This window comes from Pedobacter sp. KLB.chiD, from assembly GCF_047040275.1.
GTDB lineage: Bacteria > Bacteroidota > Bacteroidia > Sphingobacteriales > Sphingobacteriaceae > Pedobacter.
The window spans coordinates 117,157-140,770 of record NZ_CP178207.1 but is presented as its reverse complement, the minus strand read 5'-3'; the positions used below and the strand labels follow the sequence as shown (position 1 = coordinate 140,770).

At 40.4% G+C, this 23,614-nt stretch carries 25 protein-coding genes; 7 read left to right on the top strand and 18 right to left on the bottom strand.

All coding sequences use genetic code 11. The features are described 5' to 3' along the window. Positions 1-215: 215 nt before the first annotated feature. From ACK1I8_RS00690 to ACK1I8_RS00655, 8 genes are read right to left on the bottom strand one after another with little or no spacing between them, the layout of a single operon-like run. Positions 216-1,007: a PRTRC system ThiF family protein gene (locus ACK1I8_RS00690; RefSeq protein WP_412467471.1), complete on the bottom strand. Its 792-nt coding sequence runs from the start codon at positions 1,005-1,007 to the stop codon at positions 216-218. Further along, positions 1,004-1,720, bottom strand: coding sequence for a PRTRC system protein B (locus ACK1I8_RS00685; RefSeq protein WP_412467470.1), 717 nt, complete (start codon positions 1,718-1,720; stop codon positions 1,004-1,006). The genes ACK1I8_RS00690 and ACK1I8_RS00685 overlap by 4 nt, the downstream gene beginning before the upstream one ends. Continuing rightward, positions 1,695-2,852: a hypothetical protein gene (locus ACK1I8_RS00680; RefSeq protein ID WP_412467469.1), complete on the bottom strand. Its 1,158-nt coding sequence runs from the start codon at positions 2,850-2,852 to the stop codon at positions 1,695-1,697. Before ACK1I8_RS00680 ends, ACK1I8_RS00685 begins: the two co-directional genes overlap by 26 nt. A 19-nt stretch (positions 2,853-2,871) precedes the next feature. Then, positions 2,872-3,090, bottom strand: a complete 219-nt coding sequence (locus ACK1I8_RS00675; protein ID WP_090985829.1) for a PRTRC system protein C — start codon at positions 3,088-3,090, stop codon at positions 2,872-2,874. Between the two features lie 18 nt (positions 3,091-3,108). Beyond that, positions 3,109-3,645 (bottom strand): PRTRC system protein E, encoded by a 537-nt coding sequence (locus ACK1I8_RS00670; protein WP_412467468.1) that lies wholly within the window; start codon positions 3,643-3,645, stop codon positions 3,109-3,111. After that, a complete protein-coding gene (locus ACK1I8_RS00665) occupies positions 3,642-3,866 on the bottom strand; it encodes a hypothetical protein (RefSeq protein ID WP_412467467.1) in 225 nt (74 codons plus the stop codon). Before ACK1I8_RS00665 ends, ACK1I8_RS00670 begins: the two co-directional genes overlap by 4 nt. A 43-nt stretch (positions 3,867-3,909) precedes the next feature. Further along, positions 3,910-4,995: a DUF932 domain-containing protein gene (locus ACK1I8_RS00660; RefSeq protein WP_412467466.1), complete on the bottom strand. Its 1,086-nt coding sequence runs from the start codon at positions 4,993-4,995 to the stop codon at positions 3,910-3,912. Between the two features lie 46 nt (positions 4,996-5,041). Further along, positions 5,042-5,497 carry a single-stranded DNA-binding protein gene (locus ACK1I8_RS00655; RefSeq protein WP_412467465.1) on the bottom strand — a complete coding sequence of 152 codons (456 nt, stop codon included), beginning with the start codon at positions 5,495-5,497 and terminating at the stop codon, positions 5,042-5,044. Positions 5,498-6,192: 695 nt separating this feature from the next. Between ACK1I8_RS00655 and ACK1I8_RS00650 the strand changes: the two genes are divergently transcribed. After that, a complete protein-coding gene (locus tag ACK1I8_RS00650) occupies positions 6,193-8,280 on the top strand; it encodes a GNAT family N-acetyltransferase (protein WP_412467464.1) in 2,088 nt (695 codons plus the stop codon). Further along, entirely contained in the window at positions 8,273-8,719 is a 447-nt protein-coding gene (locus tag ACK1I8_RS00645) for an ASCH domain-containing protein (RefSeq protein ID WP_412467463.1), read from the top strand. The genes ACK1I8_RS00650 and ACK1I8_RS00645 overlap by 8 nt, the downstream gene beginning before the upstream one ends. An 81-nt stretch (positions 8,720-8,800) precedes the next feature. Here ACK1I8_RS00645 and ACK1I8_RS00640 read toward each other — a convergent pair whose 3' ends face one another. The 5 genes from ACK1I8_RS00640 to ACK1I8_RS00620 form a co-directional block, all read right to left on the bottom strand. Next, the gene (locus tag ACK1I8_RS00640; protein ID WP_412467462.1) at positions 8,801-9,181 is read right to left on the bottom strand and encodes a hypothetical protein; all 381 of its coding nucleotides are present in this window, start codon (positions 9,179-9,181) and stop codon (positions 8,801-8,803) included. A gap of 76 nt (positions 9,182-9,257) precedes the next feature. Beyond that, positions 9,258-9,479, bottom strand: coding sequence for a DUF2188 domain-containing protein (locus tag ACK1I8_RS00635; RefSeq protein ID WP_412469339.1), 222 nt, complete (start codon positions 9,477-9,479; stop codon positions 9,258-9,260). Between the two features lie 152 nt (positions 9,480-9,631). Beyond that, a complete protein-coding gene (locus ACK1I8_RS00630) occupies positions 9,632-10,069 on the bottom strand; it encodes a DUF6527 family protein (protein WP_412467461.1) in 438 nt (145 codons plus the stop codon). Beyond that, on the bottom strand, positions 10,041-11,231 hold the full coding sequence (locus tag ACK1I8_RS00625; RefSeq protein ID WP_412467460.1) for a ThiF family adenylyltransferase: 1,191 nt from the start codon (positions 11,229-11,231) through the stop codon (positions 10,041-10,043). The genes ACK1I8_RS00630 and ACK1I8_RS00625 overlap by 29 nt, the downstream gene beginning before the upstream one ends. Then, positions 11,206-11,898: a multiubiquitin domain-containing protein gene (locus ACK1I8_RS00620; RefSeq protein WP_412467459.1), complete on the bottom strand. Its 693-nt coding sequence runs from the start codon at positions 11,896-11,898 to the stop codon at positions 11,206-11,208. The genes ACK1I8_RS00625 and ACK1I8_RS00620 overlap by 26 nt, the downstream gene beginning before the upstream one ends. 185 nt (positions 11,899-12,083) lie before the next feature. Here ACK1I8_RS00620 and ACK1I8_RS00615 point away from each other — a divergent pair, with 185 nt between their 5' ends. Continuing rightward, positions 12,084-12,443 carry a helix-turn-helix domain-containing protein gene (locus ACK1I8_RS00615; protein WP_412467458.1) on the top strand — a complete coding sequence of 120 codons (360 nt, stop codon included), beginning with the start codon at positions 12,084-12,086 and terminating at the stop codon, positions 12,441-12,443. Beyond that, on the top strand, positions 12,433-13,314 hold the full coding sequence (locus ACK1I8_RS00610) for an ImmA/IrrE family metallo-endopeptidase (RefSeq protein WP_412467457.1): 882 nt from the start codon (positions 12,433-12,435) through the stop codon (positions 13,312-13,314). Before ACK1I8_RS00615 ends, ACK1I8_RS00610 begins: the two co-directional genes overlap by 11 nt. A gap of 5 nt (positions 13,315-13,319) precedes the next feature. On the opposite strand, the gene ACK1I8_RS00605 is transcribed toward ACK1I8_RS00610, so the two are convergent. Together ACK1I8_RS00605 and ACK1I8_RS00600 are read right to left on the bottom strand one after the other, a co-directional pair. Next, the gene (locus ACK1I8_RS00605; RefSeq protein WP_412467456.1) at positions 13,320-15,524 is read right to left on the bottom strand and encodes a S8 family peptidase; all 2,205 of its coding nucleotides are present in this window, start codon (positions 15,522-15,524) and stop codon (positions 13,320-13,322) included. Positions 15,525-16,315: 791 nt separating this feature from the next. Beyond that, positions 16,316-16,477 carry a histone H1 gene (locus tag ACK1I8_RS00600; protein ID WP_412467455.1) on the bottom strand — a complete coding sequence of 54 codons (162 nt, stop codon included), beginning with the start codon at positions 16,475-16,477 and terminating at the stop codon, positions 16,316-16,318. 293 nt (positions 16,478-16,770) lie between these two features. On the opposite strand from ACK1I8_RS00600, the gene ACK1I8_RS00595 reads away from it, so the two are divergent. Genes ACK1I8_RS00595 through ACK1I8_RS00585 form a run of 3 tightly spaced genes read left to right on the top strand, consistent with a single transcriptional unit; the run spans position 16,771 to position 19,645 of the window. Beyond that, the gene (locus tag ACK1I8_RS00595; RefSeq protein ID WP_412467454.1) at positions 16,771-17,973 is read left to right on the top strand and encodes a di-heme oxidoredictase family protein; all 1,203 of its coding nucleotides are present in this window, start codon (positions 16,771-16,773) and stop codon (positions 17,971-17,973) included. Positions 17,974-17,975: 2 nt separating this feature from the next. Further along, positions 17,976-18,422, top strand: a complete 447-nt coding sequence (locus tag ACK1I8_RS00590) for a ubiquinol-cytochrome c reductase iron-sulfur subunit (protein WP_090985871.1) — start codon at positions 17,976-17,978, stop codon at positions 18,420-18,422. Next, complete coding sequence (locus tag ACK1I8_RS00585) at positions 18,419-19,645, top strand: hypothetical protein (protein WP_412467453.1); 1,227 nt, start codon at positions 18,419-18,421, stop codon at positions 19,643-19,645. The genes ACK1I8_RS00590 and ACK1I8_RS00585 overlap by 4 nt, the downstream gene beginning before the upstream one ends. Positions 19,646-19,731: 86 nt before the next feature. Here ACK1I8_RS00585 and ACK1I8_RS00580 read toward each other — a convergent pair whose 3' ends face one another. The 3 genes from ACK1I8_RS00580 to ACK1I8_RS00570 all read right to left on the bottom strand — a co-directional run bounded on the left by ACK1I8_RS00580 (position 19,732) and on the right by ACK1I8_RS00570 (position 23,611). Then, positions 19,732-20,523 carry a phosphatase PAP2 family protein gene (locus ACK1I8_RS00580; RefSeq protein WP_412467452.1) on the bottom strand — a complete coding sequence of 264 codons (792 nt, stop codon included), beginning with the start codon at positions 20,521-20,523 and terminating at the stop codon, positions 19,732-19,734. A gap of 438 nt (positions 20,524-20,961) precedes the next feature. After that, the gene (locus tag ACK1I8_RS00575) at positions 20,962-21,654 is read right to left on the bottom strand and encodes an HD domain-containing protein (protein ID WP_412467451.1); all 693 of its coding nucleotides are present in this window, start codon (positions 21,652-21,654) and stop codon (positions 20,962-20,964) included. A 7-nt stretch (positions 21,655-21,661) separates the two neighbouring features. Beyond that, positions 21,662-23,611, bottom strand: coding sequence for an LTA synthase family protein (locus tag ACK1I8_RS00570; RefSeq protein ID WP_412467450.1), 1,950 nt, complete (start codon positions 23,609-23,611; stop codon positions 21,662-21,664). Positions 23,612-23,614: the final 3 nt, after the last annotated feature.

The window sequence follows — 23,614 nt, the reverse complement described above, 5'->3', positions numbered from 1 at the left end:
CTGTTAATTGTTTTATCTTTCGGAATTGATTCCAGGACCAAAACTAAACATTTCATCCAAAAAACCAACGGCCAACAAATGTCACTATTATGTGTATCACAGGTAAACTGATTTTTTTGACGCGGCAGTCTGTTTAGCCTTGAAATGTGCGGGGGCAAAAACAGCTGCCGAAAAACGGGCGGGCGTAGCCCGCCGCCGGACGATTTGGAATGAGTTTATACCGCTATAGGCTGTGATCTGAAACCTCCCAAACTGAGAAAAAACCCTCTGTTTTCTATGATGCCCACCCTTAGCATCTGCCACAGAAGAGATGCGGCCATATTCACGAGTGCAGAATTTATAAAAAGATCCTGCTTTCCAAGGGCTTCGGCTAAAGAGCAGCTTGGTTGATTATCCAGTTCTTCTCCATTCTCTAACATTGCTTTATACTCATTTACCATAGAAGGTAGCATTTCAACTGTCTCGAAAGTTAAAGATTTAGCTTGCTTAATTTCTCCAACGGTGGATAGCACAGCCTGTCCCGAATCCCTGCCATTACCAAGATCAAGCAGATAAATAGCGGAATCACGATCAATGTGGTGTTCTTTCCCCGAATGGAGACTTTCTTCTATTTCAATCCTGGCCCCAATAGTATCAACGCAAGAAACGGTAATATTAGCCAAACGTTTTTTCGCCGTGCTGGTATTATACCTGTAGGGCATAGCCTTCCAATCCGTCCCAAAAAAACGGTTAACACGGTTGATGAGTGCAACTCCTTTATTCAATCCTATCTCATTTTCGGTAAAAAGCTGTCTTGCGAGATTGGCTCGCTGAACTGTATCATGGTCAAATACATAAACATTCAGCCCTGCATGCCCAAGCATATTTAGAGCATGGTTGATCCTTGCAAGGGCGGTAAGCATCTGACTGCCACTTCCTCCTGCACCGATCAGGTTAACTGAAATAGGATTGGTAGGATTTAAGAGGTAAGGGTAAACAATGTGTACCCGTTTTTTTATGCCATTCATGATAGGATATCTTTAAGTTTTCTGCCATTTTTTTTGAGTATTGAAACAGGAAAATCTGTGACTTTGCCAACCTGCCTTTTCCATAGCTGCACGATGTTACCTTTTACCGGTGAAACCTGCTCTAATAGATGGCTAAAAGCAGATCCGAAAAAATACTTTTCCCACTCCGCCATAAACCGCTCCAATCTACAGTCCTTTGGCACATTGATGTCCACATTGCCCATACATACCCTTCCATCTATGTAACAATTGAAAAAGGGGGCGAAGTATAACGGTGCAGATAAATCAGGTCTGTTTTCTTTGCCCAACGCCCAAACCCACAAATGATTTTTGGTAGCCCTCCACAAAAGGGGCGGCAACATGGCTTCTCCGTCACCGATGCCAAGTTCCTTTTTAAAAAGTAGATGCTGACTGCACCTTGGAGTAAACCAAACTGCACAACCGTCTCCTGCGGAACTGAAGTAAAGAATGTTCTGGGGAATAAGCCCCTCGGGCTGTAAAAAAGCAGTATGTTTTTCTTTATCACTTTTTTTAAGTGATTCCGATAGTTGCCTACTCTCCTTTATTGACAACGGATGGGCATTTATTGGTCTGCCTAAGCTGTCCATATCATAACTCTCTACATAATGACTGCCTTCGGCCTGTGACGAGTAGAACAGCAACGCTTTATAAGGCATAAAAATCTGATCAAGAAGTGGTGTTATATTTTTCATTGTGAAAGTCATTTAGATTATCGGATATTTCATTTAAAAGATCAAAGAACTCCTTTTCAAAAGAAAGGTCGTGAACAGGCCGATCCTGCTGCAAATCGAAAAACTGAACGCTTAACGGTTCATCGATAGAATCAAACTCGTTAAGTTCTGCATTGACACATTCAATAATTTGATCGTATAAATGATCAGAATTACTCCACATAAAGGAGATATACTGGTCGGCCATGATTATGTTTTCCCCATCATTACCCTTACAAAACTGATCACCATAAATACTGTCCATTATTGAGCGGTTAGGGTAATCATTCATCAGTGTACATACCCTTTGGGCAATGCGGTGAAGTGTGATTTCTGCATTGGTTTTGGGAATGAACTGCTCTTGCCTTTTTTTCAAGGTTTTTAAATTCACCGGATTTTTGAGCCTTTCCAACAACTTTAACCCGTTTTTACGGCTCTGCAAAATCTCATTAAGATAGACTTCCTGTTGACCTAATTCTTCGAAATACTCTGGTTCGCTGCTCCACTCTGTTACATTATCGTAGATATAATATAGATAGCTGCTATCTTCTTCATGATAGGGAACTCCTCCTATCTGATAAAGATATGCGCAGACCGATAACAGCAGTTCAGCCGTTTCCTTTCGGGCTTTATTTGCCAGTAGAGTATTGAGCGGTTCAACTGGCAGATAAAAAAGGGTCATCCCTGTATCAAACTGCTTAACTGTAGTTAAACATGCAAGGCTTTCCTCGATGGATATAATCTTAAGGAAAAGGCTATCATCCAATAAGGCTATTTTTTTGTTCAGTTCAGCGAATGCCAATGCTATATTTTGCGGATATGGACTTTGATTATGGTAATCTATTGCAATGCCATATAAGGCACACAGATTTTTAGCGGACTGAAAAAAATCCTTTTCAAATTTCCTCCAATTTTTCAGTTCATGGGGGTAGCTTTTAAGTACAGGTAAGAAATGGTGGTTTAAAAAACCATTTCCGTTAAACTCGGGGGTGCAGGCTTTTTCGGATTGTTTTTTATATCCGATAGATCGGGCGTGCGGTCTAGGTTCTGCGCAAAGCCTGCTAGCTGTTGGTGCAGGTAGTAAGCTTTGGAGTGTGGTGTAGTTCTGAAACATTTTATCCTCCTTTTCATAATTATCCCTTGGTGCCGAGTGTGGTGATAAATCTATATTGCATTTCGTCACCAGTTATTTCGGGGCCTTCAATTTTTGCAGTTGTCAAGATCGGGTAAGTTCCCGAGTAAAAATCCATGACCTGCTCGGGGCTGAATGCTCCCGAGGGGTCGGATAAACGGATGTCCTGTTCCCTAGCTTTAAGAACAAATACCCTTGGCAATATCGTTGCTGTCATCATAACATTATTTTTATGCGTTTACAATAAGGTCAGCTGTTTGCTTTTCCATTCCAATTCTTTCCTCAATTTCTCGATCTCCGCCTTTTTTTCGGGGAAACTTTCTACAGCAGGGAGCAGGGCGAGGGCTTCCGAATACTTACAGCCTGCATTGAGTTTGTTGATTTCCGACAGGATGTCCTCAAATTTTGGCCTATCTTCGGTTGACTCGTGTATACTTTCAGTTGCCCCCTTTTTATCGGCAGATTTTTCGATCTTCGGTTTTACCATAATCTTGGCCTTTGCATCCTCAAGCCCTTTATTGTAGGCAGTAAGGTTGGCGAAGAGGTTCTTTGTTTCTTCAATTGGGTGAACAAGGGCATCGAAAATCCCCTCATCAATCTCCTGCGGAGTTCCCCTGTAGACCATCGGCGGGAGTGGGTTTTTATCGTCTCTATTTCCCCCATCTTTTACCACAACCGAAACCACCACTTCGTTTTCTGTTGAAAAGCTTACGTTGAATATCCATACTCCTGTACCATGCAGGCGTTGTATGGCCTGAAAAAAATTAGTCCTCATGATCTGCCCCCCTTGTCTTTACGCAGGGCTATGCCCCTGCTCCGTGAAATAGTATGGTAACCGTTCTGCCCGATTACATCCCTGATAATATTTTCTGCATGACGGATACGTACTGCATCCCCTGCTGAAATACCCATAAGGGTAAGATTTTCAAAATGCTTTAAAGTCTGTGCGATTTCCGCAAGCACCCTTCGTTCTGTTTTTTCTGTCAATATGCTCATGATAAGTGTTTTTTATGGGAGCGGAAGAACCGCTCCCGATGATTTAATTTAACTGAAAGTCTACATTGCCGTTTTTCCCAAGGTCAAGGCAAAGGTCAAAGGCTGACTGTCCCCTCTGCTTTGCTGTTCCCTCAATGATGGATTTAAATTTCGCCTCGCTGTCCTTGAATTTTCGGGCATTCTGATAATAGCCCGTCACGGCATTATATGCCCCGAAAAGGGTGCCTTTGGCGGTATCGATCAGCTGTGATGGTGCGCTCATCGCATAGCTGTAAACGTCATCCACAATATTTTTATAAACACTCGAAGCTTCATCCAGTAATCCCCTTTGCAGTTTGTCCAAAACCTCTCTATTTGGAGCCATTGCAACCTGTACCAGTTTTTTAAGGTCTGTATCGGTGATACGCACCTTTGCCCAATGGTTGAAAATCTGCTCCATTTCATCACCTATTCTGCCCGAAATACCCATAAGCGTGTGTGCCTGTTTTAAACGGTCGTTTGCACCCGAAGAATGACGGATTCGGATTGAACTGCTTGAGTTTTTTATGGCAGCATTAAGCGTGTTATTGCATACAATTCTTACAGGGGTAAAGGCAGCTGTAATGCTTCCGAACCCATCGTGAGAGGTGGTGAGAAATAAATATTGTTCAATAAGATCATCTTTGCCCACTTTGATATAGGAGGGCAGTTTGGCGGTGATAAAAATTCGCTCACCTTTTCCCAAAGCCCCTGCGGTTTCATAAAGGATACCCTCGCCTCCCCCAACAATGCTATCGAAGAAAGAAAATGCCTCGGTATTCTGAACTACTTTATAATCCCTGCCCACCACTCCGAGGACTTCCTCTGTATCTGTCCGTACTGTAGAATAAAAATTCGGCACTAAGATTTCGGGCATAAAGCCATTGAGACTTATATCTGAATCCGAGTTCTGATAGGAAATGAGATTTTTTGAATCCACGGTAAACAATGGGCGCTTCTCCACCGAGTAATCAAGCCCTGCAAATTTCAGCGCCTCGGCAGAGGTGGGATAAGATTCCACTATTTTACCCAACCCATGCCATGCCTTTTCCTTTACCGAAAAAAAACTGTGGTTTCCTGTTCTGCTGTTGTAATTTAGGTTATGTGCCATGATTAAAAATTTTAATTAAAAAAAGTGATTGATTTTTGATCGAAGATTAAAAGGGTAAGTCACCGTCAAGGCCATTGAATGTGTCAACTTTGTTAGCTGCTGATTTCTCCTGTTGCCCTCTACTGCTAGCAGAACCATTTGATTTTCCTTTATTAAAATCAGTCCGTGCATTTTCCCCTCGATCAATTGTGTTTCCTATAGTACTACCTAATAGTTTTACTTCTGATGTGTGAAACGTTAGTGATGCTTTGGCTTCTCCGTTACTCCCTATGTAAGCATTTGCACCTGCCCTGCCATACAACTGCACCCATCCTCCCTTTTTGAGATATTCGGCAATACCTGTGTTAAGCCAATAAGCACAGTCAAAAAAAGTGACCACTTTTTTCTGTTCCCCACCGCTGCGGTAGCTGTCATTGATTGCAATCGAAAAGTTCACTACTTTTCTTTCTCCGCTAACAGTCTTTACCCTTGCATCTGCTGTTAATCTTCCTGTAATTTCCATGATCAAAAATTTAAGTTTTACATTTTCCTATTTCTTTCCCTTTTCCAAAAAATCTTTTCAAAAGAAAAAACGGAAAAAAAGAAAGTCCGGAAAAACGGGTGTAAAGAGAACGAAGAGCTATAAGTCCCGAAGGGTGTTTTGGCATAGCCAAAACATTATGCGCTCGCAGAGAATGGAGCGCCCGAAATTCACGGCCTTTTTATCCGTTTCGTTGAAACAGATCTCCTGTTAGATTTTAAAACTGACCCGATTCAGGCCAGGATCAGATTATAATTTTTTGCTCATTAAATCACAACAGGAACTTTTATTGAACCTGAACCTTTTAAGAATATAAGTTTAGTAGTTGTATGATTTAAAATAATATATTTCGAAATACTAAAAAAATCAGTAATTATAAGCGATGTTTCGCAGAAGAAACTGATATTAAAGCATTTTTTTTAAGTATTTACTTAAAAATTAAATTGCTGATAACTTTTGATCTTAAAAAAGTTATAAGAGCAAAATGGAGTATTTAGCGGATCATTCTGAAAAACCTCATCTCTTTCTGCTAAAGATTCATTAGCTAGTCTAAATTTTACCCGCTGTGTGGCGAGGACCAGACGGATATGATAAATACGTATTATTTTAAAGATCAAAGCACACAGAAGTTGCATCTTCCCATTTTTTATTAAATTAGCCAATTGCCAATCTAAGTTATGCTTTCAGAAATTAAAATTGCAACGCTCGATCACCTAGACGAGATCGACAAATTATGGGGTCTTGATAGAGCAACGCTTGGGTTTATGTCAAGGGGAGCTTTTATTCAGGCCATAAAAAAAAGGTGGATACTGGTATCTATATCTCAGAATAAGGTCGAAGGTTATTTACAGTTCAGGTTTACCCAGAAAACCCAATGCCTTAGCATTGTTCATTTATGCATCGACAGAAAACACCGGGGCAAGGGAATATCAGATCTTCTGATCAATAAACTTGTGGAAAATTTTCGGAATCAGTCCAGGGGGATACGCCTTAACTGCCGTACAGATTATAAAAACGCTATTGCATTCTGGACACGTTACGGTTTTACACCAAAGGGCCAGCTACCTAGTAGGGGCAGTGACCAAAGTGTCCATTTAATTACATGGTGGTATAGTTTCGGCACCTTAGATCTATTTTCGGCCATTACAACCGACAAGGTTAATGCTGTTTTAGACTTCAACATCATAGCAAAAATGATGGAACCGGATCTTGATGAACGCACCAAGCAGGAAATACTGGCGCTTCAAAGTGATTGGTTGGCCTCGGAAGTAGAATACTTTAGAACCAGCGAGACGACAAACGAAATCTTCCGTGACCAAAATACAGAGCGTCGTAATCGCAGCAAGGCTTTTTTAAAGCACTTCCAGGAGCTTAATATAGATAAAAGCATAATGCCGGAATTTGAAAGCGAGCTGTTAAAAATATACAAGGGCAGAACGGATAATGACCAATCTGATAGGAGACAGATTACCGAGGCTATCCTATCTGGCTTTCCATATTTTGTTACCTTAGATGAAGGTATACTGATGCATCGCAAAGATGTACTGGAACAATTTGGCATCAGCATTGTCCGTCCAATAGATTTCGTGTCAGAAATAGACTTAACCCTAAATTCTATTGATTATTACCCGGACAAGCTTTCAGGCAATAATTTCACTATAGGAAAACTTGTCCCTTCTGAAAGGGAATCTCTTGAAAATGTATTTTTAAGTAACCAAACCGGCGAAAAGAAAACCATTTTTAATCAGCGAGTAACTAACGCACTTGCACACCAAAATGGCGGCGTTACCGTGATAAAAGAAAAAAACGAAAACGTGGCTTTCTTCGCTTATACTGATGGAGATAAATTTTTGGAGGTATCGCTATTGAGAACAAAACAGTATAGACTTCGGCAGACTATTTTCATGCAGAACATTACTGACCTGTTAAAATTAACCCTAGCTAAAAATAAACAGTTTCTGGCTATAACAGATGAACATTTGACCCCAAATGAAAAACAGATCCTCCTTAATTTCAGTTTTTTTGAAGTGGATTCAAAATGGATCAGGGCCATGGGCCAGGGTATTTATTCATTGGACAAAATCGGGAATGAGCTATCTGATATTAGCAATACAATCCCACCACTTAGTGAATTAATAAAAAAGATAGGATCTGCAAATGCACTTGATTACTATCTTAACATGTTTTCACTAGAGAAATTGTTATGGCCACTGAAAATTAAAGAAGCTGATATTCCTTGTTTTATCGTGCCTATTAAACCCCATTTTGCCAGGGAACTTTTTGATACAAAAGCTGCAAAAGGTGAGCTTTGGGGAGTAGAACCGAAACTTATCTGGAGTAAGGAAAATGTTTATTACCGGAACATTGCGCCTGATGTCGAGAAATTTCCGGCAAGGATATTATGGTATTCCAGTGCCAGCAAATTTTCCTCCCGACAGAAGGCTGTTGTTTGTTCATCTTATCTTGACGAGGTAATCGTAGGCCCGGCTAAACAGCTTTTCAAAAAGCATGAACGATATGGAATTTATTCCTGGGAGAAGCATATTTTGCCATTAGCTAAAAATGATGCGAATAAACCTATTAAAATCCTGCGTTTTTCTGACTCAGAAGCTTTCGATCAACCAATTGCTTTAACCCAGCTAAAACAAATACTTTTCCAGGCAAATGAGTCTGACAACAACTTCCAATCGCCGTTAAGGATAAAAAACAGTACCTTTATGGAAATTTACGCCTTGGGAAAAGGGATCGATTATAATCATGAATAAACTGCTTTTAATTTCAATTAAAGAAAAATATGTCACAGAAATCCTCTCTGGTCATAAGACGATTGAACTGCGAAAGTCAATGCCTAAGGTAAAAGCAGGCGATATAGTTATCATTTATACAACACAGCCAAAAAAGGCAGTAACTGCCATTGCCACGGTAAAAAAAATCCTAAAAACGTCGCCTAAAGCAATGTGGGCAGACCACAAAGGTGCCTTAGGAATTTCCAAAACTGAATTCGACGATTACTATAAAAGTAGTGAGTTTGCAATAGGAATTGAGATAGGCGATGTTATCCGTCTGGATGCGGAGATATTGCTTAGTGCCATCAAAAGCATCCATCCCAAATTTACACCACCCCAAACATTTAAATACCTTGACAAATACCAAACGTTAAGGGACTATAACACTCTCATAAAACCTACAAAAATCATGAACTGATGATTAGTCTGTTATTTTATTTCAAAATCATCTAATATTCAACGAAGCTGCATAGAGCTAGCCATTATTGAATATTTAACATTACCTTGAATTATCCGCATAAAATTCTGGTGCAAATTTCAAAATTTCATTTTCTATAAATGCTATTCCAATCTCCGTTAATTGACCAACTTTTTCAAATGGCTTCCAGTCAAGATTTTTAAAAAGAGGATTTCCTACAACTAAGCTATTATCAAAATACACTTTGAACGCACAACCTTTGGCATCTGTTTTTTGAAAATGCTTTTCCTCTAATTGAACATTATTAAATCGCTTTGAATGTGTTATCATTGCCCCAACAAAATAATGCGAGTCATAAGGTTTGATGAATACCATATAATGCGCTCTTCTACCACTCTTGTTCAAATTATTGTCGCTCCAAAGAATATCTCCTTTTTGCGCTTCCGTATTTGGATCCTGCATACATTAAAGTTATATATTATAAACAAAAGCCATAACAAAATAAATTGTTATGGCTTTAAATAATCAAAACCATAGATTATCCTTTTGGTGGATAAGGATCATTACCGTACGAATTACGGTCTCTAATCTGTCCGTTTGGTCGATGTATAATTACTTCAGACCTTTGATTAATTGCAATCTCCCGAGCTATTTGCTGTGCTTGAGATTGCGTTGGAACTACTCTGGTGACTCTTTCATTTCCAGCACCGCGTACCGCCCAACTTCCGTTGTGAGGTACTACATGTTGATTTTTACTCATTTTATTTTGATTTTTTAACTGCTTGAACATATGTTGTTTTTGGGCTACGTTTAACTTGTGCATTAGACACAAATCTGCCAGTAACGGCACTTTTATTTACTCTAACTGTTATCTTACTCATTTTAAAATACCTCCTTTCGTTTTTTTAGCCTCTACTTAAATCTGAGAAATGAAAAAAAATCTTTCAAATTCCATTTTTTCTTTTTCTCAATCACTCTTGTGTCAAGCTTTTCAACAGTTGTACCTGTTTGCTTATTACTGTAGAATTTCTGTTTATTTTCTTTGTCTACTTTTCTTCCTTGCAGAATTTCCTTATCATCCCAACTGCCGGCATGTTCAATTCGATTTTTGGTAATCCAATAATGCGACCTACATAGAAAGCTCCAACTTCCTATTGATGGAAATATGGAAACACTATCACCGTAGAACCTTAAATGCCAATCAGTTGGAGAAAAAGGTGTAATTACTTCGTTCCCGCAGCCACAGATACATTTATGAACAGCAGTTCTATACTCCATTGTAATATATAAGATCCCTTCCTCAACCTCCTCTGGGATAAATTCAACAAACATATGCTGCAGTGTCTCCATTTAAAAGTTGTGATACGTTAACAGAATAAGTTGTTTGATGTTCTTCCACTAGATCTTGGTAAAATTGACTCATCTTTTTCCATTTAATCACGGCCAGAATTGCATTAAGTGCATTTAGGTCTGCAATTTGAATGTTTGTAGCATACTCATTCTCTTCAGTTTCTTCTACAGGAATTCTTCTGGCTAAATGATCATTTTTGAATTCAGTTCCTGTCGTAGTTCTTACGATGCCTATTAGCTGGTCATCTACCAAGGTAACCCCAAGCCCTACATCAATAAAAGAAACCTTTAACTTAAGGAGCTCATCGATAATGCATTTCCTCGCGGAGTTGTTATCTATGCAAATGAAAACATAAGATGCACCTTTTAATAGCTGAACATTTTCCGCTGTAATATATTCAACATGAGGAGTTACACCCTTATGCATCTTTAAGTATATCTCTGCGAAATATTCTGCTTTGCTTTTTTTCAAGTCCAATTCTTCTATAGATGGAGCACCAGGTGAACGAAAGGCATTGTGCTGCGAGAAAACATCCGCATCATATATATGTATCTCCGCTACTGGGGTTTTAGCAACTTGGTCAAGAATATAAGAGCCTGTGCCACCCATGCCAATAATCACTATTTTCTGTCCAATAAGCTTGGCATTCACCTGAGCTATGTTGGCCCTGCTTGCGTTGGTATCAAAATAATTGAAAGTACTATCTTCTATGTCATCCCTAAAAGGATTAAACGGTCTTGCAGTTGCGCTCTCATTAATTGATTTTGCTGGTGCAGAAATTAGGTCCGCGTACCTAGTCAATTTATCATAAAAATCATTGTAGAAACCACAAGCAGGCTTGCTAGACAAATAGTGATTACCTACATACTCATCCACTAAGACGATGGTTCGGCTATGATTCACAATAGATGTATACGGTACACCATTTTTATGGCACGGCATTTCCCCCATAAAATATGCGGTATGGTCAGCAGGCTTTGAAATTGAAGTAGGCGAAGTAAGGCTAAGGGCACTTATCAGCTTACCGTATTTCACTTGCATTCCTGCATTTACATAGGGGATATGGTGGATACAAACGTATCCACCTTTAACCTCTAGATCGTACCCCTCATCCCTGAGGCGTTTCAGATCGGGACTATGATTTATCAGTTGGTGTTGCATTGAAGATCATTTTATCAGTAACAAAAACAATATCACCTTTAGCCATTTCACCCTCGGGATTCTGTTTTGGGCCCTTAAGATAAGTAACGGTATAGGCTTTCTGCTCGCTATTGGCATTACCTTCCGCAAGTGAGACAACTTCCTCAAAAGAGATTTTTCTTTTGTTCCAAGTTTTTGGCTTACCATTTACGATGATTATGACTTCCCTATCAATTTCCTTTGAAAAAAAATGCTCAATTCCAGGTCTAGCAAGATCGACATTTGCCTCATTTTCAATTAATTCATCTTCCCATGGTTTTTTAATACTCAAATAAAGCACATCTTCTAATGGAATTTTTGCAAGATCCTTCAACTGTTTACCAGTTATATACTGTTCATACCACTTGTACTTCTTATCATTAATGGTAAGTAGAAGTATATTCCTGAAAAAGAAATTTTCAATTCCCGGTCTTGCCAAGTCAACTTCGTCATCATCACCGATCAACTCGTTTTCCCATGGCTTTTTAATAGCTAAGAAAAGTTCAACTTCCTCGGAGGCATTAACAAGATCTCTTACTTGTCTGCCCGAAATGTATTGTTTACTCCATTCAAATTTTTTGTCTTCGATGATCAGAGATAAACTTTTGTTGGCAGTTGTAAGGTCTGCCCCCTTTTCTGTATCTTTCATAACTATATGATTTAATGATACAAACATAAATAAAATTGCTTGACACAACAAGCAATGCTTGATAATAATTAAATTTATTTATCAATTGCTTGATAATGTGCTTGATATTTTTTATATTGCTATACATATGATAACTAAAATTAGCATTTGCTAATTAGAATAAGTCTACTTAACTTTGTACTGCTATGGAAACTGTAAACAAATCGTTGGGAAAAATCCTGAAAGATGCACGAGAGCTAAAACAAATTTCACTTAGAGAGCTCGAAATTCAGTCAGGCATATCTAATGCCTATTTAAGTCAGTTAGAAAACGACAAAATAAAGAAGCCTTCTGCAAATACACTATATAGATTGTCTGAGCTGTTCAATATGAATTTTGATGATCTAATGGTTACTGCAGGAATAGTGGAAAAGAAAAAAGATTCAACTGTTCAAACAGGAAGTTTTGCGTTTTCTTCTGCTATGGGAGATTTAACAGACGAAGAACGAGACAAAATTATTGAATACCTGAAATTTTTACGACATCAAACAAAAAATGATAAGTGATAAGAAAAAATCGGACATTGAAAATATTGCTTTAGATGCTTTGTATAAAAGTAAATCACTCGGGGTTTTTCCTACACCCGTTGATAAAATTCTTAAATATGCGGAATTAAGGGTCGACTCTTCTGTTGATTTAAGTAAAGCACCGTCCAATTTTTTCCTTAGGCAAGGTCTAGCCCTCAAAAGAGGTTTGGCTAAAGTAAGAGGGGTCTTAGATCGTACTGAAAAAGTGATTTACCTAGATTTGAATCAACATGTTTCAAAGCAAAAATTTGTAAAATTGCACGAAGCAGGACATGAGCTTTGTGGATGGCAAGGAAATATGTTAAAATATTTGGACGATGATGAAACCTTAGATCCTGATATTAGTGATATGTTTGAATCTGAGGCCAATTACTTTGCTTCTTCGGCGTTATTTCAAGTGCAGATATTTAATGAAAAGGTTGGGGAATATCCGCTTGAACTTGCAACTTGCCTTCAATTGCAAAAATTATTTGGTGGTTCATTTCATGCGACAATTAGGAGATATGTTGAACACTCGAAGAAAAGATGTGCCTTACTTGTATTAAACAAAGAGTCAAAATCCCCATTTTCAACCGCAAATCTTTCACTTAGAAACTATTTTCAGTCGCCGTCATTTACTAGAGAACTAGGTCAAATTGAATGGGAATCAAATTTTGATTACGATGTCCCCTTCGTCCAGAACTATCTATCAAATCGAAGAATGACCAAAAGTGAGTTGGTAATCGAATCGGGAGATGGAGATATTACTTGTGATTATCATTACTTTGATAACAGCTACAATGTATTTGTTTTCATGTTTCCGAAAGGCGAGATGATAAAATCACGCACTAGTTTTGTTCTGACTAGCTAGATCGTCTAAGCGGCATTACCCTTGCTTCTCACAATTTGGTATTTATTACCAAATTCCTTAAGAGTTTCTTTATATACATCAACCTTATTATTTGAATCTATTACTTCAATTATTACGGCAAAATACTGCACATATTTATTGGTTAATGTACCGCGAGTGAACAACCGCAATCTAAGTTCCCAATATCCACATGAAAAACCTCGAGTGAATTCTTTTTCGAATTGAAGAATGGGATTCCAAGGTAAATTATATTTTTGATCGGCATCTACGTTTATTTCCTTAAACTCTGTACCTTGAGCCTTAAATAGTGTGGCACTAATTCTAGCCATACTATATTCTAAATCATTTATTGGATTTACTGAAGGATCAAACACAACTGTCACCTTAACCTTCAGTTTAGTGGAAATGTCAGTTTTAAAAATTGTAGGAATATGAAATCCGATATACTGATATTTGGTTTGATCAATTGCACCTTCAAAAAAATAACTAAAAGCATTTGGTGCCGATATCAGAGAATGTTCAATATCAGGTTCACCGAAACCCGTATAGAAATTGTGAGGATTTATAAGCGTACTAGGTATCGAACGTTTCTGAGCGAAATGATATAGCAACGCCTTTATCAAATTCGTAGTCGCCTCAGGGAACGCATCTATTAAACGAACAACATACTGCGAAACAAGTGGTGCAGAAAAACTGGTTCCAACGTCAATTGCTAGTTCATGACCTGTGTTATTAATCCCATAGCTTGAGGTTCGAGCAGTCGCCTTGTATCCCTTATCTAAATTCCCCCCATGTGTTACAATTTCAGGTTTTAGCCCACCATCAGCACCTGGTCCGATCCTTGAAAATGGCGATATTTCATTTTTGACTGCTAAACAATTTAAGTTGTCATATTTGGCAATAGACCCTACAGTAATTGCTAATAATGATTCCGCCGGTGAACCAAGCCTTGATCCATTGTTACCAAAGTGATCATGGGGGTATACACCTAATGGTACATCGATATTCCCCGATGCTACAATAAAAATTACCCCATACATTTTTGATAAGTAGTCGATTTGCTTGGCAACTTCCGAATAATCAAAATCTTTTATAGGTTCTGGCTTACCTAAGGACAAATTATAAACTTTGATTTCTGCATGATGCTTTTTAACTACTTCTCCAATTATGTTCATAAGCGAAAAGTCATCTGGGCCAACGCTTCTTCCTAGTTTATCTTTACCAAACACTGTCACATCCATAACTTTACAATATGGCGTAAGTACATTTGAGCTTAGGCAGCTATCAATTTCATCTCCATACAGACATCGACTCGCTACGAAAGTTCCATGGTCTTGGTCAACATCAACTGCTGATTTCGGAAGATACCTTAAATTAGTAGTAACTAAACTACGAAAAGGAATAGAAGAAGATTCAATGCCTGAATCTATAATTGCGACTATCGAATTAGAAATGGGAGGATTAACTGTCAGCATCCCTGGCAATTTGGAGGCAGGTAAAGATCTCTTTATGAAAAATGAAGAGTTTAGCTCAACCTTATTTACAGTTGAATAAGATTTAGCAATATTCTCAAGAACGGAATAATCTGCTTTGCAAGACAACGCAGTGGTGCCGTTCGCAAAAACTTGGCTTTCCGTCTCTATCGATAATTTTTGAAATTCAGACTCTAGACGGTTTAAAATAACAAATCTTTCTTTTTGGCTTAACGAATTATACAGATATATAATAACTGTCAAATCATCTTGTAATTTCTTTAAACCAGATAGCTTATCCTCCGCCTCAACCTCTTCTATATCATCTAAAATTGCTAGATTAGTCTTCCCGGGGTTGCCAAAATCAGTTGCATATCTTTTTATCTTATCCTGTAGGATGTCAAAATTATCTTTCGAAATTTTTGCAAGACAAACATTTTTATGGAGCTTATTTAAGCTTAATATCTCAAAACCCAAAGCTTTGAGTTTAGTTTTTTCACTCTTAATAACAGTAGATTGTGGCGATCTAATATTCAAAAATAAGTGTTTACTCCAATGGTAATCTTCCTTTTGAGCAAGAGATGTTCTAACCACGGAGCTTCTTTGCAATAAAAAGTTTGCATGATCAGCGTGATCATTTCTTTTGTAAGATTTCCCCCCCTTTGGTGGTATAACTTTTTCAAAACGGAGGTTTTCATCCGGGATTCTGTAATGTTTTTTCGGTGTTTCGAGATTCAAGCGTAATTTGGTTTTAGACTAATATACCTGTTTTTCCGAAAAAACTAATCCTCATGGAATTTTTTAACACTAAATATGTTAGAATCAAAGCAATCTTATATAAAATAGATCGCTTTGCAAAGTCGAAAAGAAAGTGATTAACGTACATTAGAATCAAATTTAGGGAGATTACCGATAAAACACCACTTAAATATCAGCAGGCTTTTCTTAAGCAGTAATGTTTTTGTTGGATAGTAAATTAGCTATTACTATCTAGCTAGCACCTATTTTGACAGGCGATAAAATCATAACTAAGTGATTTTTTCTATCTACATCTTCAACTCTACTTTTTAAAGCTTCGACAAGAAGAATTATAACTTTACAATGCTGGAAGGGGTCGAATTTCCACGGACTAATCCCCAGTAGAAAAGTTCTAGAAACTATTCATCAGATTATAAATTGATTTCGTTTAAATTAGATTTACATTAAAATTCACCAAAATTATAAATAACTGCATACACTAAGAAACAAATGGCAGTTTTGGCAAAGGCCAATTGAATACACCTCAAAAAACTAATTCACAACTAATTACACTACTAGGTTCAACACCCTTTCGCCTCAATCCAACACATCATTTAAAATTCCTCCTTTGCAACAGGGATAGTAGCGGATACCTGCCCAGCGCCTAAAGCCCGAAGGCGTATGAGCGGATAGCCCGGCTGTTGCCCAAACAACAGAGCACGCCGAACCCTATAAACGTAAAAAGCCACTGATTCATACCAGTGGCCTTATTTCCCAAAACAGTCCCGTGTTTATTTTGCGCTGTTCTTTTTCTCTGTAACTTCAGCCCTGATTTCCTGAGCTAAAACCTTGAGGTCCTGCATTGTCTTACGTACCCGCGTACCAGCCGCTGCGTTTCCACCATCATAAAATTTTGTTACAACGGCTTCTACCGAAGCAATAACTTCCTGCACCTGTTTGAATTGCCTGCCCTTATTACATCTGCTTACGAAGGATAGACCGTAGCATCCGCCAACAAAATATCCTATCCGGTCAAGTTCCTGATTTGAAAGCGACAGATGATTACTATTTCGGTTTATAATACTGCAGTCCGTGCTCTTGTTAAAAAAGCAGCTAATTTTTGGGAGCCGTGCATTATAATTTCGACACCCATTAAAATCAATCAAAAAATAAATTTAGATAAATCTAAATTTATTTTTAGCCTTTTCTATTTTTATTATTAGATTTACAAAAAAATCAGATAAGCATGTCGAAAAAAACACCCATTGTCCTGTTTTCACTTTTTGGGCTGATTATTCTCATGGTGGCCTGTGAGAAGATAATCCCTTCTTCTCCAAAAGAGGACGAAATTCTTGATGGGCCGGTAGAGGGACTCAGCTATGAACAGCTAAGACGGTTCGCTTTGGGAGATGCGGCCTTTAACAATGAGATATTTACTCCTGCGAATGGCCTTGGTCCTGGCTTTGTTGCAACCAGCTGCGGAAGCTGCCATGCTGGAGACGGCAAAGGCCATCCCTTTACTACGCTGGTCCGTTTCGGGCAGACCGATGAGACAGGCAATAAATTTTTGGACCAGGGAGGCCCACAACTGCAGAACAGGGCTATTCCCGGGTACAAACCTGAGCAAATCCCAGCAGGCGCCAGCTTTTCAAAATTTACACCGCCTGCCAATACCGGCCTTGGCTTTCTCGAACTGGTAGCTGATGCAGATATACTAGCTATGGCTGACCCCCAGGATCTGGATAATGACGGCATTTCTGGTATCCCGAATTACGCAATACTTCCCACATATGTTCAGGCGATTAACAATGCTATTGTACTGAAGGGAAAATATATCCATCGTTTTGGAAAAAAGGCGGCAGCATATAACCTGCTCCACCAGACTGTGAATGCCTACAACCAGGATATCGGGATCACTTCAAGCTTTGATCCTGTGGATGCCTATACGCGGATGGTGATTGACCCTGAAATCCCCACACTTACAGTGAATAACGTGGTGTTTTATCTACAGACGCTAAAAGCACCCATGCAGCGCGATGCGGGGAATGCGGAAGTTGAAACTGGCAGGAAACTGTTCGAAAAGATTAACTGTTCAGGCTGTCACAAGCCTACCCTAAAAACAGGTTTTTCTCCAGTAGCCGCTCTGTCCAACAAAGAATTCCATCCCTATACCGACCTGTTGCTCCATGATATGGGACCTGGGCTGGACGATGGTTATACGGAAGGATCGGCTAAGACCTTCGAATGGAGGACCCCGCCCCTATGGGGACTGGGACTTTCGATGAATTCACAGGGGGGATCTTATCATCTGCTGCATGATGGAAGGGCAAAAAGCATCGAAGAGGCGGTAACCCTTCATGGAGGAGAGGCATCTGCAAGCCGCAACAGGTTCAACCAGCTGTCAGGGGCAGAAAAAAATGCGATGCTCAGATTTTTAGAATCACTATAGAAATGAAAAGAAAAGATTTTATAAAAGGCTGTGGAATGGCCTGCCTTGGAGGCCTTGGGATCACCACGTTGATCAGTGGATGCAGCAGCCTGGTGCCGGCAACGGGCGAGATTGCAGGGGATAACCTTGTAGTAGAAATGAAGGACTTTGAGCTCAGACAGGGAAAAAATGTCCAGTTCAAAAGATACATTGTAGTCAGCAATGACCTGCTCCGATATCCCATCTGTATCTATAGGCATGACGAACTGAATTATTCTGCACTGTGGATGCAGTGTACACACCAGGGAACTGAGCTCCAGGCTTTCGGAGACAGGCTTCAATGTCCGGCGCACGGAAGCGAGTTTGACAATAAGGGCAGAATGACCAATGGCCCGGCAGAAGCAAACTTAAGAACCTTCCCCATCACCATAGAAAAAACTAGGATCAAAATTTCACTGAAGGCCGTATGAAAAAACTCTTTACGCTAATCATATCTATTGGTATCGGTCAGATGGCTTTTGCCCAGATCGACCCGAAACTTTTAAGGGCCAAACCCAGTGATACCGCAAAAAACTCACTCAACATGGATGCAGTTTATGAACGGCCTTTTATTGCCGTGGGAAAACTTCCGGTGTCGGTGGGCGGGTATATGGAAGCCAACTGGCAGTATCAGGGTACCGACGGCGTCTCTGAAGGACAGCAGTTTCAGTTCCGAAGGATGACGCTATTTGTAGCCTCAACCATTTCCAAGCGCATCAAGTTTCTTTCCGAGATTGAATTTGAACCTGCTGAAAAAGAAATAGCGGTTGAATTTGCTGCGCTGGATCTGGAACTGCACCCCTTGCTTAATTTAAGGGGTGGAATGATATTAAATCCCATTGGTGCATTCAACCAGAACCATGACGGTCCTAAATGGGAATTCACCGACCGTCCGATCGCCATGACACAGATGCTGCCTGCAACCTGGAGCAGTGCAGGATTCGGGATTTATGGCAAGAACTATAGTGGTGACTGGATGCTGGGCTACGAGTTATATGCCACAAGCAGCTTTGACGATTCCATTATTGCAAACCCTGAAAACAGGACCTCCCTGGCTGCCTCAAAAAGGAATCCGGAAAGGTTTGAAGAAATTGCAAGCGGGCAGCCGCTTCTAACGGGAAAGGTTGCAGTACGAAAGAACAATATAGGCGAACTCGGCCTATCCTATATGGGAGGTGTTTACAATAAATGGCAGTCTGACGGGATCGTGATTGATGACAAACGTAGGCTAAATGTTTTTGCTATAGACTTTAACACCACACTTCCCAAACTTAAGACCTTCATCACCGCGGAGTGGGCATGGATCAAAGTCGATGTTCCCGACACCTATTCCCAGCAGTTCGGGAGCCGTCAGATGGGGGGATATATAGATATTGTCCAACCTGTGATCAAAAAAACGATTCTGGGCTGGCAGCATTCTGTTGTAAGTTTAGCCTGCAGGGTAGAGTATGTGGACTGGAATGTAGGGAAGTTTAGGGAGACCGGCGGGAATATTGGTGATGAGCTTTTCAGCGTAATGCCCGGCATCAGTTTCAGGCCAAGGCAACAAACCGTGCTGAGGTTTTCCTACCGAAAACAGTGGCAGAAGGATATCCTTGGAAACCCGCCTGCCAGAACCGGAGCGGTGCAGTTCGGTATATCAACCTATTTTTAATTCTGTCACTTATTTTAGATGGAATCCAAAGAGGATTTCCCGATGTATATCTGAGAGGCCACAGCAAACAGCATTTATCACCAAACTTAAAAGTAACAGATCATTGCTGCCCCAACAGCATTATGACCATAGCTGGGCAGCAAAACAGAACGTCCATTTTCGTTTGCGCTCAAGAGTTTCTTTATTTTCGGATATAACCAATATGATGCACGCGTTGAAAGGAACCCTATACCTGCCCCTGCAACAACATCACTCAGCCAATGTTTGTTATTGTACATGCGGTAATAGGCTGTTGCAACTGCGGCAGCATAACCCGAGATGGGATAGGCCAAAGACCTGGCTCCGTATTCCTGGCTTAGAAACTCAGCGGAAGCAAACGCTTCCGCGGTATGTCCGGAGGGAAAGGCATTGCTCGAGCCATCTGGCCTTGGTACTTTGGTAATCCTTTTCAGGGATTGACAGGATACGGTAAGAATGATATTGCTCAACAGGTAAATCCCCGCCTGGTCAATTGTCCGGTTTCGTCCCTTCAGACCTGCAGCACTAAGACCCAGAACCAGCGCTCCGGGGGCAAATTGGAGATAGTCATCCACACGGAATTTACGGTGAGGATGTTCAAGGGCAAATTCGTGACGTGCAGCGATGTCCAGATCACTCAGCCCATGGTTGCCAAGTTTTACAAATCCGTAAGCAATACCCGCTGAGGAGGCAATCGCGGCAAAAGGGGACATTCTGATCTTAAATTGACTTCGGTGTTCACTCTTGTATTCTGCAGACATACCGGTATCTGATTTTAGGCTATCGGCTGAAACCTGGGCAAGGGATAATATGGGAACCAGGAGAGTTATCATTAATAAAAAGTTGCTAAATATTTTCATTTTTTTCTGTTTAGCCATCCATTAGATGGGGATCGTTATCATTTTTCATTTTGTTTTTCCATTTTACATACTATTTTTTTTGTGGTGGCTTAGCAGAAAATAAATTCCACAGGCAGCGACTACGGCGATCACAAACATTTGAACTTGGCGGCTACGCCGATTCCTGCAGTGCGCCAGATCGCGGCGGCATTGGTCAATCCCTGCGCAGAGAAAACCAGTCCCAACGAGAATGTTTGCTATTCCATTATGAGGAGGAGGTATCCCCCATATGTTCACCGATTGCGGTAAAGAGGGCGGCACCCACACCGCAGCATAAGTAGTTATTTCAGCATTTCTTCCACACCTTTCCCGGTCAGCCCCCTATGATGCCTCCTAGGATAAATGCGATAAGAGCCTAAGAAGTATATTGCATTCATTTTGCATATCCATTTCTTCTTTTTAGTCTGATTTATTTTTTATGCGTTCCCTCACCAAATCGATATTATTTTGCTTTCCCTGAGAGAGCTTAGACTTGCAATAAGGGGTAAAAAAACGGTGTGCAGATAGAAATGCAAGTGTTTTTTTATCCCAGTTGCTTAGGTCTTCATTTCCCCTTTTGTGCATTTCGCTCGCAACCTTTGCATCGGTGATGAGAAATTCCTCATTGCCCAGGTTATAGGTATCCGCATCACAGATAATTTCTTCAAGGATATTCTTAGGGCTATGCGGAATGGAGGTGGAAAAGATACAGTGGCCAATAGCTGAAATGATCTCTTGGTCAACCCCCTTTTCACTAAGAAACTCCTCCATAAGCTTCACGCTTCTCTGCTCATGGCCGGCAGGAGGCCCAGTTAGCTGCCCGGTGTCATGAAACCATGCGGCAGAGAAAAGTATAAATTCCTGAAGGTCATCCAGGCGAAAATTGGAAGCGATTTCCCGGGTCCTTTTGACCACAAGTCTGGTATGATCCAGATCGTGGTATGCCAGGTCAGTCTGCCAGTGCTCATCAAAAAGATAGCTTACATAAGCTTGAACATCTCCGATAAGCATGCTGAAGATGTTTTTGCGCCTGCGCTTAAAAAAGTATTTACCTGTTAGCAGGATCACATACCCCGCTAGCACACAGATCAATAATAACTGATAATAATTCATAATATTCTTATTTTTTTAATCCGCCTGTCCTAAAGAGATAATAGGCACTCTGATAATAAGAAATGGCTTCCCTTCCAAGTGTTTCAGAAGATTTCGCTGAGGTCTGTGTATTGGTTTTGAAATCATAAAGATAGCTCTGCGGGGCTTTCCTTGGACTGAGTACCACAAGGGTGTCGCTACGGAGATAACCTAGCTTTTGATAGGTCCCAAGTAATATCCTTGGGCGGTAACCAGCTGAGCGTACATCCATTCCATAGTTATTGCTCTGAAAATCCCATTTCAACAGGCCGAACAAGGTCGGATAGAGATCTATCTGCGAACATAGCGCAGGGACTTTGAAAGGGGACTGCCCCTTTAGATTATAGATCATCGCCGGGATATGGTAACGGGAGATATCAATCTCATTCTTTCCTGCGCTTTCCGCACAGTGATCGGCAATGAATATAAACACGGTATTGCTGAACCACGGTTTTTTCCGGGCATTTCTTAAAAATTCCCCAATGGCATAATCGGTATATTTTACCGCGCCCTCTCTTCCTGTGCCTGGTGGAATATCTATTTTTCCCTTGGGATAGGTAAAGGGCCGATGGTTGGAAGTGGTCATGACAAAATCGTAGAAAGGCTTCTTTAAGGAGTGCCTTTTATCCGCATCACGGATTACCGCAGCGAAAAGATCCCCGTCCGAAACGCCCCAGGCATTTTCAAAGCTCACTTCGCTATCGGTCAGTATGGTCCGTTTTCCCAGATAGGCATCGCCCATTGTAAGTTTCCTTCCCCTATCTGTTATGTCATAGCCATTGCTTCCGAAGAATTGGTTCATATTGTCAAAGTAACCGTCCCCGCCATAAAAAAAGCCTGTGGAATACCCCCGGTTGGAAAAAATACTGCCTATTGTACTCAGGTTTGCATTATTACCCCGCCTTACAATACTATTCCCCGGTGTTGGCGGAACGGCGAGGGAAAGCGCCTCCATCCCTCGCACGGTACGGGTGCCTGTTGCATACATGCGCTCAAAAAGGATGCTCGCTTTGGCCAGCGAATCCAGAACGGGTGTCAGTTTTTGCGTATTGCCAAAAGTGCCCATATAATCGGCGCTGAAACTCTCCATGACTACCATAATGACATTGGGTTCCCCCTGTCCATTACCGGCTAGAACCGATCTACGTACCGAAGGTCCATTGAGGATAAACCTACTAGAGGGAGAAGAGAGTTCTTTTCTTACGGTACTAAAAGCAAGTTCATTTGCGATCATCGGATAAAACTGATCGTAGCTAAGCTCATTAGCTCGGAAAGCTGCGATGAAGGAATATATGCCGGCCTTGGAAATTTCGCCTGCATATCGGTTACCGCTTTTATCCCCCCAAGAATTATTTACCTGGAGAGTATAAAATATTGCTGTTAAAATTACCAGAGCTGTGTTTACCGAGCGATGGGCAAAAGGTGTAGCAGATTCAAAGCTCTTTTTGAATGCCCCCTTCATAAGATAGTTCCATAAAAGGGAGATGATGACAACGCCGGAGATTAAAAGAGGGAGCGGATAGGATTCGTTGATGTTGTGCACAACCTCATAAGTATAAACGAGATAGTCTACTGCTATAAAGTTAAAACGGCTCTCAAATTCCCGCCAAAAAGTAAATTCTGCGAAAAAAGAAAATACCGAAATCAAGACCATTAGAAAAAGAAGGATATGGGTAAAAACCTTATTAAATCCAGTTCTGTTCCATTTTTGGGGAAGGATGAGCAGATAAAGTGCATAAAATACACTGAAATATGTGGCCACCCCAAGATCGAAGACAAATCCTTTAGCAAAAGCCGTGAGAATTTCTCCAAATCCCAGCCCCGCCTTTCCGAGCGAAATCGCAGTAAAACTGATTCTCAGTATGGTCGAGACACAGATGAAGAAAAAGATAAAGGAATATAGTACACTATATCGGCTTTTCATAAAAATCTGTTTCATGGT